Genomic DNA, 16,691 nt, shown 5'->3' on the forward strand with positions numbered 1-16,691 from the left:
ATGATTAAAAATAACTATCAATATATCGAAAAGCATTTTTTAGATAAAAGCAAAGCATTATTTCGTTTTGGTAGTATTGGAGATGGCGGCTATTATTTAAGTCCGAATATTTTATTAGAAAGTGATTTATTATTTAGTGGAGGTATTTCGTCAAATTTAGAATTTGAATTTGATTTTTATAGATTTAATACAACTGCTTCTATTTTAATGATAGATCCGACAGTTTCAAAATGGCGATTATTAATAAAAGGGATTTTTAGACTATTTTTAAATAAAAAAAGAAAACTCCCATATTTATATAATGTGTTTATATTCTGGGATATAACGAGTAAAAAAAGATGCAAACACCTTCCTTTATTTCTTGATGCATCTGTGAGTATTTTAGACCTGATTAAAAAACATTTAGGAACTAAAAATGCGATTCTTTTAAAATTAGACATTGAAGGGAGTGAATATGATTTTTTAGAAGAAATATTATTAAATCTGGATATTTTTTCAGCTATAATTTTTGAGTTTCATGATTTTCACGTTAATTGTTACAAGGTCATCGATTTTTTAGAACGATCTAGTAATAAATTTTCATTGGTTTTTTTAGGAATTAATCCTTCTGGTGGTTATGATGGTTTTGAAAAACCTAAATGTATAGAATTAACTTTAGAACGTAAATAGTAGTTTATGCACATCGCCTATATCACTTCAGAATATGCCAGTCCTCGAGTTTCTCAAGCCGCGGGTATAGGAACGAGTATCAAGAATCTGGCGGTTGCTTTGGTGTCTAAAGGCCATCAAGTTACTGTAGTTGTTTACAATCAAAATGAAACAGCCTGTTATATGGAAGCAGGCGTTTCCATTCATTTAATTGCGAAAAAACAGTATGCATATTTTACCTGGTTTTATTACAGAAAACAAATCAACAAATATGTTAATGCGTTGGTTGCCGCTCAAAAGATTGATCTTGTAGAGGCTCCAGACTGGACCGGTATTACCGCTTTAATGCGTTTTAAGGTGCCCTTAGTTATACGTTTGCATGGTAGTGACGGGTATTTCTGTAAACTTGAAAATCGTCGCCAGAAGTTTAAGAATTTTGTGTTTGAAAAATACGCTCTTAAAGGCGCTACCGCTTATATAGCGCCCACCAGCTATGCTGGGATGGTCACTGCGAAGTTGTTTGTTTTAAAACCTGCCAAAATTAAAACCATTCATTATGGTTTGGAATTAAGCAAGTTTACCAATACGCATCCCACCCAGTATTCCAAGTATCGACTTTTATACATAGGAACCATTATTAGAAAAAAAGGTGTTTTTGAACTGGCAGCCATTTTTAACGACGTTGTAGCAAAACAGCCTGAGGCTACCTTAACCTTAATCGGGCGGGATTCTGCCGATATAAAAACAGGAGCCGCTTCAACTTACGAGTTAATCACCAGCCTATTCACGCCTGAGGCTTTAAAGCGCGTAAACTATTTAGGTAGTATACCTTACAGTCAAGTGCAGGATGAAATAAAAGCAGCCCATGTATGTGTGTTTCCTAGTTTTGCAGAAACCTTGGGCATGGTTACCATAGAAAGTATGGCCTTGCAAAAGCCTGTAGTGAATACCAATATGGGTTGGGCACAGGAACTTATCCAGGATGGCAGGGATGGATTTCTGGTGCATCCTACAGATATTTCTTTATATGCCGAACGCATCATAACTCTTTTTCAAGATGCGGTTTTATGTGAAAAAATAGGCAAGCAAGCCCGGGCTCAGGTTGAAGCTTTGTTTGATATTGAAAAGAATGCCGATGTTAATTTAATGTATTACAGAACTTTTTTGTGTTATGAAGATCGTTAAATTAAAAAGACGCCTAGCTAGAATTCGAAGAGATATTAAATTGTATCAATATCATTTAAAGCGGGTTAGTTTTAAACACGTTGAAAATAAACGTATTATTATCTGTTTCAATGGTGTTGTACCGCATGGAGGTTTTGTAGATCGATTAAAAGGAATTATTTCGTTTTACGATATAGCCTCTCAATTAGGCTATGACTTTTTTATCCAATTTAATCATCCTTTTAAGCTGTCTACTTTTTTAGAACCTCAAACGGTAAATCATTATATTGAAACCAATCAGGTTACATTTCATGTCAATGACTCCGTTATTTTGAATCTTGTTAATGATTTTAATTTTAAGCCTGAAACGTTTTTTAAAAACACTTCGAAAAAAGATTTTTTGGTATATTCGAATGTCGATTATTTACCTTCTATGTATCCCTACCTTTCTTTAATTGAATTAGAAAACAAATGGCGTCAGCATTTTAATAAACTTTTCAAAAAAAGCCACTTACTTGAAACAAAATTAAAGGATCTTGTTTTGGGGCCGTATATTAGTATTCATACACGTTTTACGGGAATTATGGGGGATTTTACAGATTCCACAAATTTGCTAATTCCTGAAGAAAGTCAAGAGAATTTATTGTTAGTTCTAAAAGATCGAGTTAATTCAATACTCCAAAAAACTGATTTACCTTGTTTCGTGTTTTCGGATAGCCGAAAATTTTTAAATTTTATTTCCAAGGAGACCGAAGTAAATATTTTAGAAGGTACTCCTTTTCATATGGATAGTTTTGAAGTAAATAATGTTATTGATGTGCATTTAAAAACGCTTATCGATTTTTTTATGATTAGTGGAAGTGAGGCTGTTTATTTTATAAAAACTCCTATTATGTATAAAAGTGCTTTCTCTAAATATGCTGCTATTTTAGGAAATAAACCTTTTGAAACTTTAGAATAATGTTTATAATTTACCATAATAACCAAAAAGTAATTTCTGTTGAAGATTATAATGGAAATAATATTAAATGGTTAAACAAAGGTAATATAACCGAGACACTTTTAGAATTAGCAAAAAACACCCCGGATGCTTTATTAGTTTGGTGTTTTATAGATTTAAAATGTAATTTAAATTTAGAAGCTTTCGATACTGTTTATCATCATAAGTACATTCTGGCTAGTTATCACCCTTCGGAAGTTAGTGTTTTGCCAGATTTTATAGGGTATGTAGAACGGTCTTTTTATTTAAAAATTAATAAAAATAAAACGTTTCCAACCTGGTTAATGAGTCCGTTAGTAGGCGCTATTTATGGAAGTACACTATTAGAATTAAGTGGTGTATTAGACTTAAGAGATTCATTTTCATATCATTTGCTTTCTATTTCAAAAATAGCACAAACAGAAGGTTTATTTTGCTATTCTGAACCACAACTATTATTAGATAGTAATTTTAAAAACATTGTATATGTAGGTTTATCTCATTATGAGGGGATTAAATTTGTAAAACAGCATTATAAATGGATATGGAGTTGGTATTTGCTTTTTTGTTTTATTATTTATGAGTCTAAATTTCCTATAATAAGTTTTTTAAGAGTTCAATTGTATAGACAGAAACAAGTGCTTTTTGATTTGTCAACAAGTAACATCTCGTCAAAAAAATCTATTATTACAGAGCGATCTATTGATGTTGTTATTCCTACAATAGGTAGGAGAACCTATTTACATGATGTATTAAAAGATTTTTCAAAACAAACTTTATTGCCTAAAAGGATCATAATTGTTGAGCAAAGTGTGGATCAAAATTCAGTTTCTGAATTAGATTATTTAAAGAATGAGTCATGGCCATTTGAAATAGTTCATCATTTCACGCATCAGAAAGGTGTTGTAAACGCAAGAAACTTGGGAATTGCATCGGTTAGAAGTGAATGGGTATTTTTAGGTGATGATGATAATAGATTTGGTGAAAACTTACTGTCTGATTTATTGGATAATCTAGAGCGCTATGGGGTTTATTGTGGTTTAACTGTTTATCTCCAGCCCCATGAAAACCAAATTTATTTAAAAACAGCTCAAACCTCTATTTTTGGAGCAGGGAATGCTATATTAAAGCACGATATTTTAAATCAAGTAGCATTTAACTCAAAATATGAGTTTAATTATGGTGAAGATACCGATTTTGGAATGCAAATACGAAATTCAGGTTACGATGTAGTTTATTTTGCAGAGGTAAGAGTAACTCATTTAAAAGCATCCATTGGAGGTTATCGTACTTTATTTAAGCAAGCATGGGATGAAGATGCTGTTAAACCATCGCCATCACCTACTATTATGTTGCTTTATTTAAATTATTATACTAATAAACAATTACAAGGGTATCAATTTTTGTTCTTTATTCGTAAGTTTAAATCCTCAAAGACACTTCGTTTTTTCGGATTACTTAAACTGTTAAAATTACAATGGGAGCGAAGTATATATTGGGCTAAGAAATTATAGATACTCATGCTAAAACTATACACCGATACATCATTTTTAACGGAATCCAACCGTAAACAGGTGTTTCCTTTATTGTTTGATTTGTGGTATTTAAAAAATGATAATTTAATTAATTGCTACCAATTAACAGCCGATATAGTGTCTTGTGACGTGGTTGTATTACCCATAGATTATGGGGCTCTTTTAAAACAACCTGAAGCCTTAAACAGGCTTTTACAAACCGCTAAAACGCATCATAAACCGCTTTGGATTTATAGTGCTGGGGATTATGGATTTACCAATTACATTCCCCATAGCTATACCTTTCGAATGGGCGGGTTTAAAAGTAAACTCCCCAAAAACACGTTTGTTTTACCTGCTTTTATTAACGATCCTTACGACGATTATTTAACTCAAGATTTTGGTGTTCTAAATAAAACTTCGGCGCCCCACATAGGCTTTGTTGGTCATGCCCAGGGCGGTATAAAGAAATTAGCTAAAGAACTTCTGAGTCATTTAAAATATGTAATTAGGCGAAAATTTGGCTTTATAAAGGCCGATGCGCAAGCCTTTTACCCTTCGAGTATTAAACGCGAAAAGTATTTATCGGTTTTATCTAAAAGTCCCGATTTAGAAACCGATTTTATATTAAAGCCACAGTACCGTGCTGGTGCACAAACGGAAGCCTTAAAGCAAGCTTCCTCCCAGACCTTTTTCAACAATATTTATAATAATGCTTACACGTTTTGTAGCCGTGGGGTTGGCAATTTTTCGGTGCGTTTTTACGAAGTCTTGGCCGTGGGAAGAATACCTGTGTTATTGGATACCGATTGCCAATTGCCATTGGAACCTCAAATAGACTGGAAAAAACATGGTGTCATTTTAGATGCCAGGAGTAATAAACCTCTGGCTACGCAAATTCTGGAGTTTCATGAACGTTTATCACCCGATGCTTTTAAACAACTACAACGCGATAATCGCGCTTTGTGGTTACAGCAATTAGAGCGTATTGCTTATTTTAAGCAGATTCACCATATGTTTAATAAACCCGTTGAAGATGTCTCAAGTTTTTAGTCTTATTGTGTGTACCTATATGCGCCCACAGGCCTTGCTGACACTTTTGGAGTCGGTTAAAACACAACGTTTGTATCCCGATGAGATTCTTATTATAGACGGGTCTACTAACGATGCGACCCAAAATGCTTTAGAGCTTCACACCTTTAAAAATTTGCAGTATTTTAAAGTGGATGCGGACCATCGAGGCTTAACCAAACAACGTAATTATGGTATATTAAAACTATCGGAAGCCTCAGAGGTGGTTTGTTTTTTAGATGATGATACCGTTCTGGAGCCCGATTATTTTGAAAACTTATTGGATACTTACAAGTTATTTCCCGATGCTCTGGCTGTTGGAGGTTATATTACAAATGAAATTCATTGGGAAGTTTCCAATCAGGCATCTGATAAAAATAAATTTTACTATGATGGCTTTATGCGTAATGAGCCTTCGCGTTTTAAATTAAGACGTACCTTTGGTTTAGAACCTGATGCGCCTCCTGGTTTTTTGCCTAGTTTTTCGCATGGAAGGTCTATCGGTTTTTTACCACCTTCTGGGAAAACGTATGAGGTCGAGCAAATCATGGGAGGTGTTTCTAGTTATAAAAAAAGTGTGTTTACCTATTTAAAGTTTTCGTCGTATTTTGAAGGCTATGGTTTGTATGAAGATACCGATTTTAGTTTGAGGCTTGCTAAAAAGGGAAAGCTGTATGTAAATACCAAAGCGCAATTACAACATTATCATGACGGCTCGGGAAGACCCAACCAATACCAATATGGAAAAATGGTGGTGCGAAATGGCTGGTATGTATGGCGAGTTAAATATTCAAAACCTAATATAACCATGCGTTTTAAATGGCATGCAACCGTTTTATTATTAACACTTATTCGCGCAACCAACATTTTTACAAGCAGTAAAAAGCAAGAAGCTTTTACCGAAAGTTTTGGAAGATTAGCCGGATGGTTATCTTTACTCATTAACAAACCAACAATAGAATAATGCGTTTTTTGATTATTTCTCATGTACCTCATAAATTATATGAAAAACAATTTTTCGGTTATGCACCTTATGTTCGTGAGATGAATATTTGGTTGAAATATGTTGACAAATTAGAGGTTGTTGCACCTTTAAGTTTAAAAACACTAGAAGTTATTGACTTAAATTATGAGCATAAATTCATTAAATTTAATCGAATTCCAGCATTAGCATTTTTAAGTTTTAAATCTATTTTTTTTTCATTATTGAAATTACCAGGTATTTTTATAACTATTTTCAAAGCCATGCGCCAAGCCGATCACATCCATTTGCGTTGTCCAGGGAATATAGGGCTGTTGGGGTGTTTGGTGCAACTATGCTTTCCAAGCAAACCTAAAACGGCCAAATATGCTGGTAATTGGGACCCGAAAGCCAAACAACCTGTAAGCTATAAGCTTCAAAAGTGGATTTTAAGTCAGCCATTTTTAACCCGAAACATGCAGGTTTTGGTTTATGGAGCATGGCCGCATCAAAGTAAAAATATCAAACCGTTTTTTACTGCGACATTTAAAGATTCAGAAAAAACACCTGTAACCCTGCGCGATTATACCGAGGCGCTTCAAATGTTATTTGTGGGGAGTTTGGTAGCAGGTAAGCGTCCGCTTTACGCGATTCAAATAGTAGAAGGTTTAATAAAATCAGGAATAACAGTGCGACTGGATTTATTTGGAGATGGTGTTTTAAGACCCGAATTAGAGGCCTATGTGAAAGAAAACGGATTGGAGCCGTGGGTTGTTTTTCACGGAAACCAAGATAAAGATGTTATAAAAACCCATTATAAAACAGCTCATTTTTTAATTTTGGCATCGCAGTCTGAAGGATGGCCAAAAGCCGTAGCCGAGGCTATGTTTTTTGGTTGTATACCCATAGCCACTTCTGTATCTTGCGTGCCTTATATGCTGGGTGATGGTACAAAAGGGATTTTGATTGACACAGATTTACAGGCAGCGATTACTCAAATTACAGCGGCTTTACAAGATGCGATGGGTTTGAAACAGATGTCGGAATTAGCATCACACTGGTCGCAGCAATACACTTTAGATGTTTTTGAAGACGCTATAAAAAAACTATTAGAATAATATTAATTAGTATCGATGCATACACCTTTGGTAACACATGATATACATTCCCAATCGGCTTCCGTTAAGGTGCTTCAGCTTATTGACAGTCTGGAGGCTGGGGGTGCCGAGCGTGTGGCGGTTCAATATGCGAATGCCATGGTAGAAACGGGTTCTTATTTATGTGCGACCCGAGCCGAGGGTTTGTTAAAAGCATCGTTGCATCCTCAGGTGGGTTATTTATTTTTAAATAAAAAATCGACGCTCGATTTACAGGCGGTTTTAAAGCTAAAACGTTTTGTTAAGGGTTCGGGTATTCAAATAATACACGCCCATTCCAGTTCGTTTTTTCTAGCCACTTTAGTAAAACTATTATATCCGAAAGTTCATATTATATGGCACGATCATTACGGTAACAGCGCCTATTTGAATAAACGTCCTAAATGGATTTTACAAATATGTGCCCCTTTTTTTAGTTATGTGTTTTGTGTTAATCGCGATTTAGAAAACTGGGCACGCACCGTGTTAAAAGTAAAATCGGTTTCTTATTTGTCTAATTACGCCGAGCAAGCTATTGAAGTTCCTATAACCACTTTAAAAGGTACGGCAGGCAAGCGCATAGTTTGTCTTGCCAATTTAAGGCCTCAAAAAGACCATATAACCCTGGTGGATGCTTTTAAAAATTTACAAACCCGTTTCCCAGACTGGACTTTGCATTTGGTAGGAAAAGATTTTGATGATGCTTATTCCAAGGCGTTAAAAACTTATATTGAAGCAAACACATGTCAAGATCGGGTGTATATTTACGGTAGTTGTACCGATGTTGCCTCTATTTTAGAACAAAGTACAATGGGTGTTTTAGCTTCAAAGTCGGAAGGCTTGCCATTGGCTTTATTGGAATATGGACTTGCGGGCTTAGCCACTGTATGTACTCAGGTTGGTTCTTGTGCAGAGGTTGTTTTGGATGGCGTACATGGGCGTGTTGTGCCCTCGCAAGATGCCGAAGCCCTAGAACAGGCTTTGGCTTTATACATGGAAACACCTCATTTACGAGACGCCCATGGGATCGCTTTTAAAAGTTTTGTAGAAAAAAACTATTCTAAAACGGCCATCATAGATAAAATTAAAACGATTTATAATACCTTGTGCATGCCAAACCATGCAAAATAATTATTTTAAAATATTAGGAATTCATGTTATCATAGGGATTGTAATCTATTATTCCCGTGCTATTGGTGATCTGTACTTTTTTAGTATGGTTGTATACTTATTTTACAGAATTACAAATGCGCCTCAGTCTTTAAAGCCTTACGAAGTGGTTATGGCCTGTACCTATGTGTTGGCTTCCGAAGTTATTTTACGTATGACCAACAGCAGCCTCTTTTATGAGGCTAGTAAGTATCTGGTGATTATATTTTGTTTGATAGGTATTTTATATAAAGGCTTTCAGGCGCGTGCTTTACTGTATTTGTTTTATATCATTTTGTTAATCCCCGGTATTTATGTGTCTTTATACCTTTTAGATATTAGTGCTAATATTAGAAAGGCGGTAGCTTTTAACTTGAGTGGTCCGGTATGTTTGGGTGTCTCTGCCATGTTTTGTTATGGGGTTTCTATAACGCGAAAGCAATTGGGACAGATTATAAATTTTGGTATTTATCCGTTGGTAAGTACGCTTGTTTTTATAATTATGTATAATCCTGATGTTTCTCTTATAGCCACCGGTACTAGCTCTAATTTTGCTGCCTCGGGAGGATTTGGGCCTAATCAAGTATCAACAGTCTTAGGTTTGGGTGCCTTTTTTATGTCTGTTAAATTCTTTTATTACAGTAAAACACCTCTTGAACGTTATTTAAATTTAGTGCTTTTTTTATTGTTTTCATTCAGAGCGATTGTAACTTTTAGTCGAGGTGGAGTTCTCACAGCAATCATTATGATTTTATTTTTTATTTTATATCAGTATCGTAAAATGGATAAAAAGAATAAAACCAAGATGCTGGTATCGGTGTTTTTGTTTTTGGGAATGGCTGCAGCAACCTGGGTGTATTCTACCATTGAAACAAATGGATTTATAGAAAAACGTTATGCTAATGAAAATGCCAGAGGTATCGAGAAAGAAGATGTTACTACAGGGCGTGGTACTTTATTTGCGAGGGAAGTTGCCGAGTTTTTAGAAAATCCGCTTTTTGGCGTTGGGGTGGGAAGAATTAAAGACATTCGTTTTCAAAAAACAGGTATTCATGCCGCTTCGCATAACGAAATGAGCCGTATTATTTCCGAACACGGTTTATTTGGTATTTTGGCTTTTTCTATTTTATTGCTGGCTCCACTTTTTTTTCGATTTGGAGACCGGAGTAATGTCTTGTTTTTTTCGTTTTATTTTTTTTGGCTGTTAACCATAAACCATTCGGCGATGCGAATCGCAGCACCAGCCTTTATTTACGGCTTAAGTTTAATACATGTAACCAATGACAAACCTCGTTTACATAGGCAACAAGCTGAAAAATAAAGGGTTTACAGCGACCACTATTGATACCTTAGGACCCCGTTTGGAGTCTTTAGGTTACAACATTTGCTATGCTTCTAGTAAACGGAATAAAGTGGTGCGGCTTTTTGATATGTTGTTTACTCTTTTTAAACATCGAAAAACAACCGACTTGGTATTAATAGACACCTATAGCACCTTAAATTTTTACTTTGCGCTGGCTTGCTCGCAGGTATGCAGGCTCTTGCAATTAAAATATATACCCATACTGCATGGCGGTAACTTACCCGTTCGAGTAAAACACCATCCGAGGTTGAGTGCGGCTGTTTTTAAGTCTGCTTATAAAATCGTGTCGCCTTCCATGTATTTAGCTTCGGCATTTAAGACATTGGGATACGAGGATATCACATGTATTCCCAATGCCATCACATTAAAAGATTATCCGTTTTTAGAACGTGATTGTAACTCCATAAACATGTTGTGGGTGCGGTCTTTTTCTGAAATTTATAATCCTACATTAGCTATAGATATTTTGAAAGCTCTTAAAGACCGTGGCGAACAAGCAACACTTTGCATGGTAGGGCCAGAGAAGGATGGTACTTTAAAACGTTGTAAAGAGTATGCCGATGCTTTAGGAGTTGATGTCGTTTTTACGGGCGGTTTAAGTAAAAAGGACTGGGTAGCCTTGTCTAAAGATTATAACGTGTTTATTAATACCACCCATTTTGATAATATGCCCGTTAGTGTAGTAGAAGCTATGGCATTGGGTATACCTGTAATTTCGACCAACGTAGGAGGGATGCCGTATTTAATACATGATGATGATAACGGTATATTGGTTGCCGATGGCGATTTAAACGGATTTGTTAAAGGCATAGACACCTTAAAAAATAATCCTGATAAAACGAGCCAGATGATTAAAAATGCCAGAAGTCAAGCCGAGCTGTTTGATTGGGTACATGTTAAAAATTTATGGAAAGCCCTTATAGATTCTTAAGGATTTGTTAATAAACTTGTTATATTTACAATCTCTTAAAAAGCTATTCTCATCATGTCCAAATCAGGCATACATTTTAATTTGTCGGAACGAAAAGTTTTATTGCGCTTTTTTGATGTTCTCTCCATTTTAAGTGTCATATTTTTTGTTAATCAGACCTTCGATTTTGATTATTTAATTCTTGATAAAGCCCATTGGACTTCGGTAGTTGTTTTGATACTATACATTTCTATTTTTGGAACTGTGTTTGAAATGTACGATTTGCAAAAGTCCAGTAAGATTGAAAAATAGCCACAAGTATTGTTTTTACGGTCTCTGTAACGGTTTTGTTTTATGTGTTAACGCCCATACTAACACCCTTTTTACCGGATAACCGACTTCAAATTTTCTATTTTTATTTTTCCTTATTATTTGCGCTGTTTTTGTGGCGTATTGCCTATTTAACTTTTATTGTATCGCCCAGGTTTTATAAAAAAGTACTTATTATAGACGAAACTTCAAACATAGAATATATTTTAAATGCATTTAAAGATGCCGATCCCAATTACAAAATTGTTGGCTTTGTAAATTGTGAAAGGCAGGCATCCAAACAGGTTGTTATTAAAGATTTAAAATCGTACGAACCCAGTGAAATAGAAACGCTTATTAAGCGTGCAGGTATTACTGAAATTGTTGTAGCCAGTTACGAGTCTGAAAGCATTACCCCCGAGATTTATCGCACCTTAATTTCTCTTTTAGAAGCTGGTTTTTCTATAAAAGAATACACCCAGGTATATGAAGACATGACCCACAGAGTTCCTGTGCAATTTGTAGGTAAAGATTTTTACAAGTATTTCCCTTTTAGCAGAAGCAATCATAATAAACTGTATTTGTTTTTTCAGCGATTGGCCGATGTTGTTATTTCACTTATAGGATTATTTGCAGCCCTATTTATAATCGTGATTGTTTATTTGATCAATTTCATAGGAAATCGAGGACCTTTATTTTACAAGCAAGAGCGCGTTGGTAAAAACGGAAAACTATTTAATATCATTAAATTTCGTTCTATGGTTGTCGATGCCGAAACAACCGGTGCAGTGTGGGCACAAAAAAATGATTCTAGAATAACCCCTTTTGGAAAGTTTTTAAGACACTCCCGATTGGATGAGATTCCTCAATTTATAAATATTTTAAGAGGTGATATGAGTTTGATAGGCCCCAGACCCGAACGCCCTAATTTTGTAAACGACCTATCTAAAATACTTCCTTTTTATGAAACCCGACACATTGTAAAACCAGGTTTAACCGGATGGGCTCAGGTAAAAACACGATATGGTAATTCTATTGATGATAGTTTGCTTAAGTTGCAATACGACTTATATTATATAAAGCACCGTAGTTTTTTATTAGATTTAAACATTTTAATAAAAACTTTAAGTACGGTAATTTATTACAGAGGGCAGTAATTAGGCCTTGCTAAAATGCTTCACTAAAAACACATATCTTAAAAATAAAGCGATTAGCAAGGGAATGAGGGTGATGGCAAATACCTGCACACCAACAATCCAGTGCAATGTTAGCAAACATAATAAGATAATGAGCAATTTAAGGTATTTAATAAACCACAGGCTTACATGCTTTTTAAAAAGTTGGTTGATCACGAATATGTTTAAAGCAAAGGCCCAAAGCAAATTGTAATTCTGGTGGGTGCCTTTGTGGTCTGTTGCAAACCAAAGTAACAGAATAAAAATCCCAATAAGCCCTGTAATAGCAAACAATATCTCATCGAGCCATTTGCTGCGACTAGCTTTTTTATAGTCGTTGTACGTTATCCAAATTATAAGTATGGCCAGTAATGTAAATACAACCAGCGGGCTTGTTATAAAACCAGCGGGTTCTACAACTGGTCTTTTAGAAAATAGTGTTTTATCTGAGCTTACTAAGGGTTTGTTAGCAGGAAGTATGGTGGCTTCGTTAAAAAAAGCATGAATGTTTTTTGGTAAAAACATAAATTCTTTGGGTGTTGCAACCCTATCGATTACAGAACCTAAAGCTATATCGATTCCCAAACTACCCCATGAGTTTCTGTTTAGGTTTTCTTGTATGAGTGTTCTAAAAGTTGCTGGTTCTAGGGTGCTAGGCGTATGGAATACGACCTTGTTATTTAAAACCTGCTGAGTAATATCTTTTATTTTGGTAGCACAATTATCGTAGAAGAAATCATATAAATACGCCCTGTTTTCGGGCTTCATATTATCTGCTAAATAATTAAAAAGCTTTTGTTTTTCTTCGGAAGATAAATTTAATACCTGTTCTTGAATGCTTCTGTTTTGGGCTATGTAGCTTTCGTAAAAATCGGAGTAATAATTCACTCCAATTAAATAATTAAGTTTTCCTTGAGCAAATTTGGTATAAAAATTAGGCGTGTTAAAATCGTAAACTCCATAGTTAAAAACCAGGTCGGTACCTTTTATATAATCTTTAACCCTAAAGGCACTGTGTCCAAAGGCATCATTTAAACTGTTACCCGGACCAATGGTAAGTACGCTAATTTCGGCTTTTTCTGAAAGGCTGTTTATTTGAGCATCTGCCCATGAGGCTATTAATAAAAAAACGAATAGAAAGACTGTTTTTTTCATTTATAAAATTATCTGAAGAAGCTAAAATCCAGTTTCAACGAAAATACATTAGAATATAAGGCGACACTTTGGTCTCCAATGTCTGTGAAGGCATAATCTATTTGAATGCCGTTGTATTTAAAACCGAGGCCTAAACTAGGCTGAAAGCTTAATCTTTCGGTATTATCTATTTGAAGTTCGTTTTGAAAGTTCCCCACACCAGCACGTAAATACACCATATCGATGTATCCAAACTCGAACCCTAGCGCCGGATTAATACTAGCAAATGATGAAGAAATGATATCGTTATTTTCTTGAAAACGCACATTTAAATTTGCAGCGGCCAGTAAGGTATAATCGTAATTAAAGTTAAATAATTTAGAAACGCCTATTTGAAGTTTAGGAATGGTAATTTCGGTAGTTTCGGGTAATTCTTGGTTTTGGCCGGCAACGGCATCTCGAATGGTCGCAAATGCTTCTTCATTTATTGCCCAGGCATTAAACGTGGTGGTAATATCGCGTGCCATTACCCCAATTTTCCAGTTGTTTTCGGTTTCAAATTGAATACCAGCATCAAATCCGAAGCCCCAAGACGATGCAAAATCGCCAATAATTCGGCGAATCACCTTGGCATTTATACCATAATTCAGGCCTCGAACTGGTAAGGCCCTCGCGTACGAAAAGGTGAGTCCGTAATCGGCTGTAGAGAATAAACTAATACGGTCGTAGTTAATATTTCCTTGCGCATCAATAAGTTGGGTTGTGTTTAAGATATCATCAACCCCAAATCTAATTAAAGAAACGGCTACGGCACTTCTGTCGTCCAGAGGCATGGCATAAGCCGCATAATCGTAATTAGCAATATTAGCAAAATAGCTCGAATGCATAAAGGCGAGTTGGTTATCTTCGAGTTTAAGTAAACCCGCAGGATTCCAGTAGCCCGAGTTCACATCGCCGGTTTGAGCCGTTACGGCATTACTCATACCCAAAGCAGCAGCATCCACACCAATATTCATAAATTCATTAGAATATTTCCTAGCCGTTTGCCCGAATACCATCATGCCAACAAAACACAGTAATACAGTTAAATGAGATTTCAAACGCAATTTTTTTTTACAAAGATGCACATAATTTATAAACCTATAAACTTGAATTTGCTTTAGATATTGTTTTAGACGAAAATTGTTTGCTATTTTTACAACAATAAAATACAAAAGATGAAACGATTTGTTCCCAATGCTCTAACATTATTAAATTTATTTTGTGGAAGTATTGCTGTTATTTTTGCTGTTAATAATGAATTTGTAACAGCCTCGGTATTTGTTTTTTTGGGAATATTTTTTGATTTCTTTGATGGTTTTGCCGCCAGAAAATTAAATGTACAAAGCGCTTTAGGAATTCAGTTAGATTCTTTGGCCGATATGGTTACCAGTGGTGTTGTGCCGGGTATTATTATGTTTAAAATGCTGCACCTGGCTGTTGGTTTACCCGATGGTGTGACCGATTGGGATTCGGCAAGTTCGAGTTTTCATTTTAATTTGCCTGTATTACCGTTGGCCGGTTTGGGTATTACCTTGGCTTCGGCTTACCGTTTGGCTAAGTTTAATTTAGATGAAGATCAACAAAGTTATTTTAAAGGCTTACCAACTCCTGCCAATACCTTGTTAATTGTTTCTTTACCCTTAATTATCGAATTTCAGCATAGCGATTTAATGAATAGCATGATAATTAACCCTTGGTTTTTACTGGGTTTAACCGCTTTGAGTTGTTATTTATTAAACTCCAATATTACATTGTTTGCTTTAAAATTTAAAGACTGGAGTTTTAAAAACAATGTTACCCGTTACAGTTTTATAATTTTAAGTCTTATTTTTCTGGTGTTGTTTCAGTTTGCAGCCATTCCATTAATTATTGGAACCTATATTATCATGTCTGTTTTAGATACTGTAACATCAAAATAACCTAATAATTTTATACCCCAATACATTTTATGGCCTCAGGATTTTTCGCTTTGTTAGATGATATTGCAGCATTAATGGATGATGTTGTTGTAATGAGTAAAATTACAACTAAAAAAACCGCAGGTATTTTAGGCGACGATTTAGCTGTAAATGCAGAAAAGGCCACTGGTTTTTTGTCTTCCAGAGAATTACCCGTATTGTGGGCAATTACAAAAGGTTCGCTATTAAATAAATTAATTATACTACCCATTGCATTTTTATTAAGTTCGTTTTTACCATGGGCCATTACCATTATTTTAATTTTGGGAGGCTTCTATTTAGCTTATGAAGGTGTTGAAAAAATTATAGAATATATCATACCACATAAGTTGGCAACAAGCCATGATATTTCGGCAGATTCAACCGAAACAGATAGTTTAACACTGGAACAAAAGAAAATAAAATCGGCTATTGTTACCGACTTTATATTGTCTGTAGAAATTGTAATCATAGCCTTAGGAACTGTTTTAGGGCAGCCCATATTATTTCAGGTTATTGTAGTTTCGATAGTTGCTCTAATTGCTACTATAGGGGTTTATGGGATTGTGGCCTTGATTGTAAGGATGGATGATATGGGCTACAGTTTAATAAAAAAAGACAAATCGGGCGGTGTTTTAAACCATATTGGACAGTTTTTGGTTAAGGCCTTACCGTGGGTTATTAAAAGTTTATCGGTTGTTGGTACCATCGCGCTTATTTTAGTTGCAGGTGGTATTTTTTCTCATAACATCGCATTTTTACACCATATATTGGAAGGTATTCCAGGATTTTTAAAAGATTTTTTAATAGGAATTCTTGCTGGACTTCTGGTCGTTTTACTAATTAAAATTTTTAAAAAGTTGGTTGGTGTATTAAGAAAATAGGTTAGATTTAACCATCTTAATGATTCACCAATTAAACCTATTTATTTTATGACCAACCTTAGCTACCCCATACAATTTAACTTTAACATTACTACGCTTTCGAACGATTTTACAGCTTCCGATTCTCAGGGGCGTACCATTGCTTATGTAAAGCAAAAGATGTTTAAACTTAAGGAAGATATAACCGTTTTTAACAACGAAAGTAAAACCCAGATTAATTATAAAATTAATGCCGATCGCTGGATAGATTTTTCGGCGGCATATAGTATAAAAAACAGCAGTCAGGTTGAAATTTGAAAAATAGCTCGTAAAGGA

Annotated in this window: 17 protein-coding genes; 15 read left to right on the forward strand and 2 right to left on the reverse strand. The window is 35.0% G+C overall.

The genetic code is table 11. The features are described from left to right. From AW14_RS09085 to AW14_RS09135, 12 genes are read left to right on the forward strand one after another with little or no spacing between them, the layout of a single operon-like run. The gene (locus AW14_RS09085; protein ID WP_154662144.1) at positions 1-669 is read left to right on the forward strand and encodes an FkbM family methyltransferase; all 669 of its coding nucleotides are present in this window, start codon (positions 1-3) and stop codon (positions 667-669) included. 6 nt (positions 670-675) lie between these two features. Then, the gene (locus AW14_RS09090) at positions 676-1,833 is read left to right on the forward strand and encodes a glycosyltransferase family 4 protein (RefSeq protein ID WP_044638522.1); all 1,158 of its coding nucleotides are present in this window, start codon (positions 676-678) and stop codon (positions 1,831-1,833) included. After that, positions 1,820-2,773, forward strand: coding sequence for a hypothetical protein (locus AW14_RS09095; protein WP_044638523.1), 954 nt, complete (start codon positions 1,820-1,822; stop codon positions 2,771-2,773). Before AW14_RS09090 ends, AW14_RS09095 begins: the two co-directional genes overlap by 14 nt. After that, positions 2,773-4,305 carry a glycosyltransferase family 2 protein gene (locus tag AW14_RS09100; protein WP_044638524.1) on the forward strand — a complete coding sequence of 511 codons (1,533 nt, stop codon included), beginning with the start codon at positions 2,773-2,775 and terminating at the stop codon, positions 4,303-4,305. The genes AW14_RS09095 and AW14_RS09100 overlap by 1 nt, the downstream gene beginning before the upstream one ends. Before the next feature lie 6 nt (positions 4,306-4,311). After that, positions 4,312-5,358, forward strand: a complete 1,047-nt coding sequence (locus AW14_RS14495) for a hypothetical protein (protein WP_052647469.1) — start codon at positions 4,312-4,314, stop codon at positions 5,356-5,358. Beyond that, on the forward strand, positions 5,342-6,340 hold the full coding sequence (locus tag AW14_RS09110; protein ID WP_084708839.1) for a glycosyltransferase family 2 protein: 999 nt from the start codon (positions 5,342-5,344) through the stop codon (positions 6,338-6,340). Before AW14_RS14495 ends, AW14_RS09110 begins: the two co-directional genes overlap by 17 nt. Next, the gene (locus tag AW14_RS09115) at positions 6,340-7,455 is read left to right on the forward strand and encodes a glycosyltransferase family 4 protein (protein WP_044638525.1); all 1,116 of its coding nucleotides are present in this window, start codon (positions 6,340-6,342) and stop codon (positions 7,453-7,455) included. The genes AW14_RS09110 and AW14_RS09115 overlap by 1 nt, the downstream gene beginning before the upstream one ends. Positions 7,456-7,470: 15 nt before the next feature. Further along, a complete protein-coding gene (locus tag AW14_RS09120; RefSeq protein WP_044638526.1) occupies positions 7,471-8,604 on the forward strand; it encodes a glycosyltransferase in 1,134 nt (377 codons plus the stop codon). After that, the gene (locus AW14_RS09125; RefSeq protein ID WP_044638527.1) at positions 8,594-9,943 is read left to right on the forward strand and encodes an O-antigen ligase family protein; all 1,350 of its coding nucleotides are present in this window, start codon (positions 8,594-8,596) and stop codon (positions 9,941-9,943) included. The genes AW14_RS09120 and AW14_RS09125 overlap by 11 nt, the downstream gene beginning before the upstream one ends. After that, on the forward strand, positions 9,903-10,916 hold the full coding sequence (locus AW14_RS09130) for a glycosyltransferase family 4 protein (protein WP_044638528.1): 1,014 nt from the start codon (positions 9,903-9,905) through the stop codon (positions 10,914-10,916). Before AW14_RS09125 ends, AW14_RS09130 begins: the two co-directional genes overlap by 41 nt. Positions 10,917-10,970: 54 nt before the next feature. Continuing rightward, a complete protein-coding gene (locus AW14_RS15260) occupies positions 10,971-11,207 on the forward strand; it encodes a hypothetical protein (protein WP_316930028.1) in 237 nt (78 codons plus the stop codon). Between the two features lie 44 nt (positions 11,208-11,251). Next, positions 11,252-12,361, forward strand: coding sequence for an exopolysaccharide biosynthesis polyprenyl glycosylphosphotransferase (locus AW14_RS09135; RefSeq protein WP_316930029.1), 1,110 nt, complete (start codon positions 11,252-11,254; stop codon positions 12,359-12,361). On the opposite strand, the gene AW14_RS09140 is transcribed toward AW14_RS09135, so the two are convergent. Together AW14_RS09140 and AW14_RS09145 are read right to left on the reverse strand one after the other, a co-directional pair. Beyond that, complete coding sequence (locus AW14_RS09140; RefSeq protein WP_044638529.1) at positions 12,362-13,534, reverse strand: lipoprotein N-acyltransferase Lnb domain-containing protein; 1,173 nt, start codon at positions 13,532-13,534, stop codon at positions 12,362-12,364. It lies immediately after the preceding gene. An 8-nt stretch (positions 13,535-13,542) separates the two neighbouring features. After that, positions 13,543-14,574 carry a putative type IX sorting system protein PorV2 gene (locus tag AW14_RS09145; protein WP_456242870.1) on the reverse strand — a complete coding sequence of 344 codons (1,032 nt, stop codon included), beginning with the start codon at positions 14,572-14,574 and terminating at the stop codon, positions 13,543-13,545. A 156-nt stretch (positions 14,575-14,730) separates the two neighbouring features. Between AW14_RS09145 and AW14_RS09150 the strand changes: the two genes are divergently transcribed. The 3 genes from AW14_RS09150 to AW14_RS15125 are packed head-to-tail and all read left to right on the forward strand — an operon-like array spanning position 14,731 to position 16,673. Further along, on the forward strand, positions 14,731-15,474 hold the full coding sequence (locus AW14_RS09150; protein ID WP_044638530.1) for a CDP-alcohol phosphatidyltransferase family protein: 744 nt from the start codon (positions 14,731-14,733) through the stop codon (positions 15,472-15,474). A 29-nt stretch (positions 15,475-15,503) separates the two neighbouring features. Then, positions 15,504-16,376 (forward strand): DUF808 domain-containing protein, encoded by an 873-nt coding sequence (locus AW14_RS09155; RefSeq protein WP_044638531.1) that lies wholly within the window; start codon positions 15,504-15,506, stop codon positions 16,374-16,376. 48 nt (positions 16,377-16,424) lie between these two features. After that, a complete protein-coding gene (locus AW14_RS15125) occupies positions 16,425-16,673 on the forward strand; it encodes an LURP-one-related/scramblase family protein (protein ID WP_245617580.1) in 249 nt (82 codons plus the stop codon). Positions 16,674-16,691 lie beyond the last annotated feature (18 nt).

Origin of the sequence: Siansivirga zeaxanthinifaciens CC-SAMT-1, assembly GCF_000941055.1 — a bacterium.
In the GTDB taxonomy this organism is placed as follows: Bacteria; Bacteroidota; Bacteroidia; order Flavobacteriales; family Flavobacteriaceae; genus Siansivirga; species Siansivirga zeaxanthinifaciens.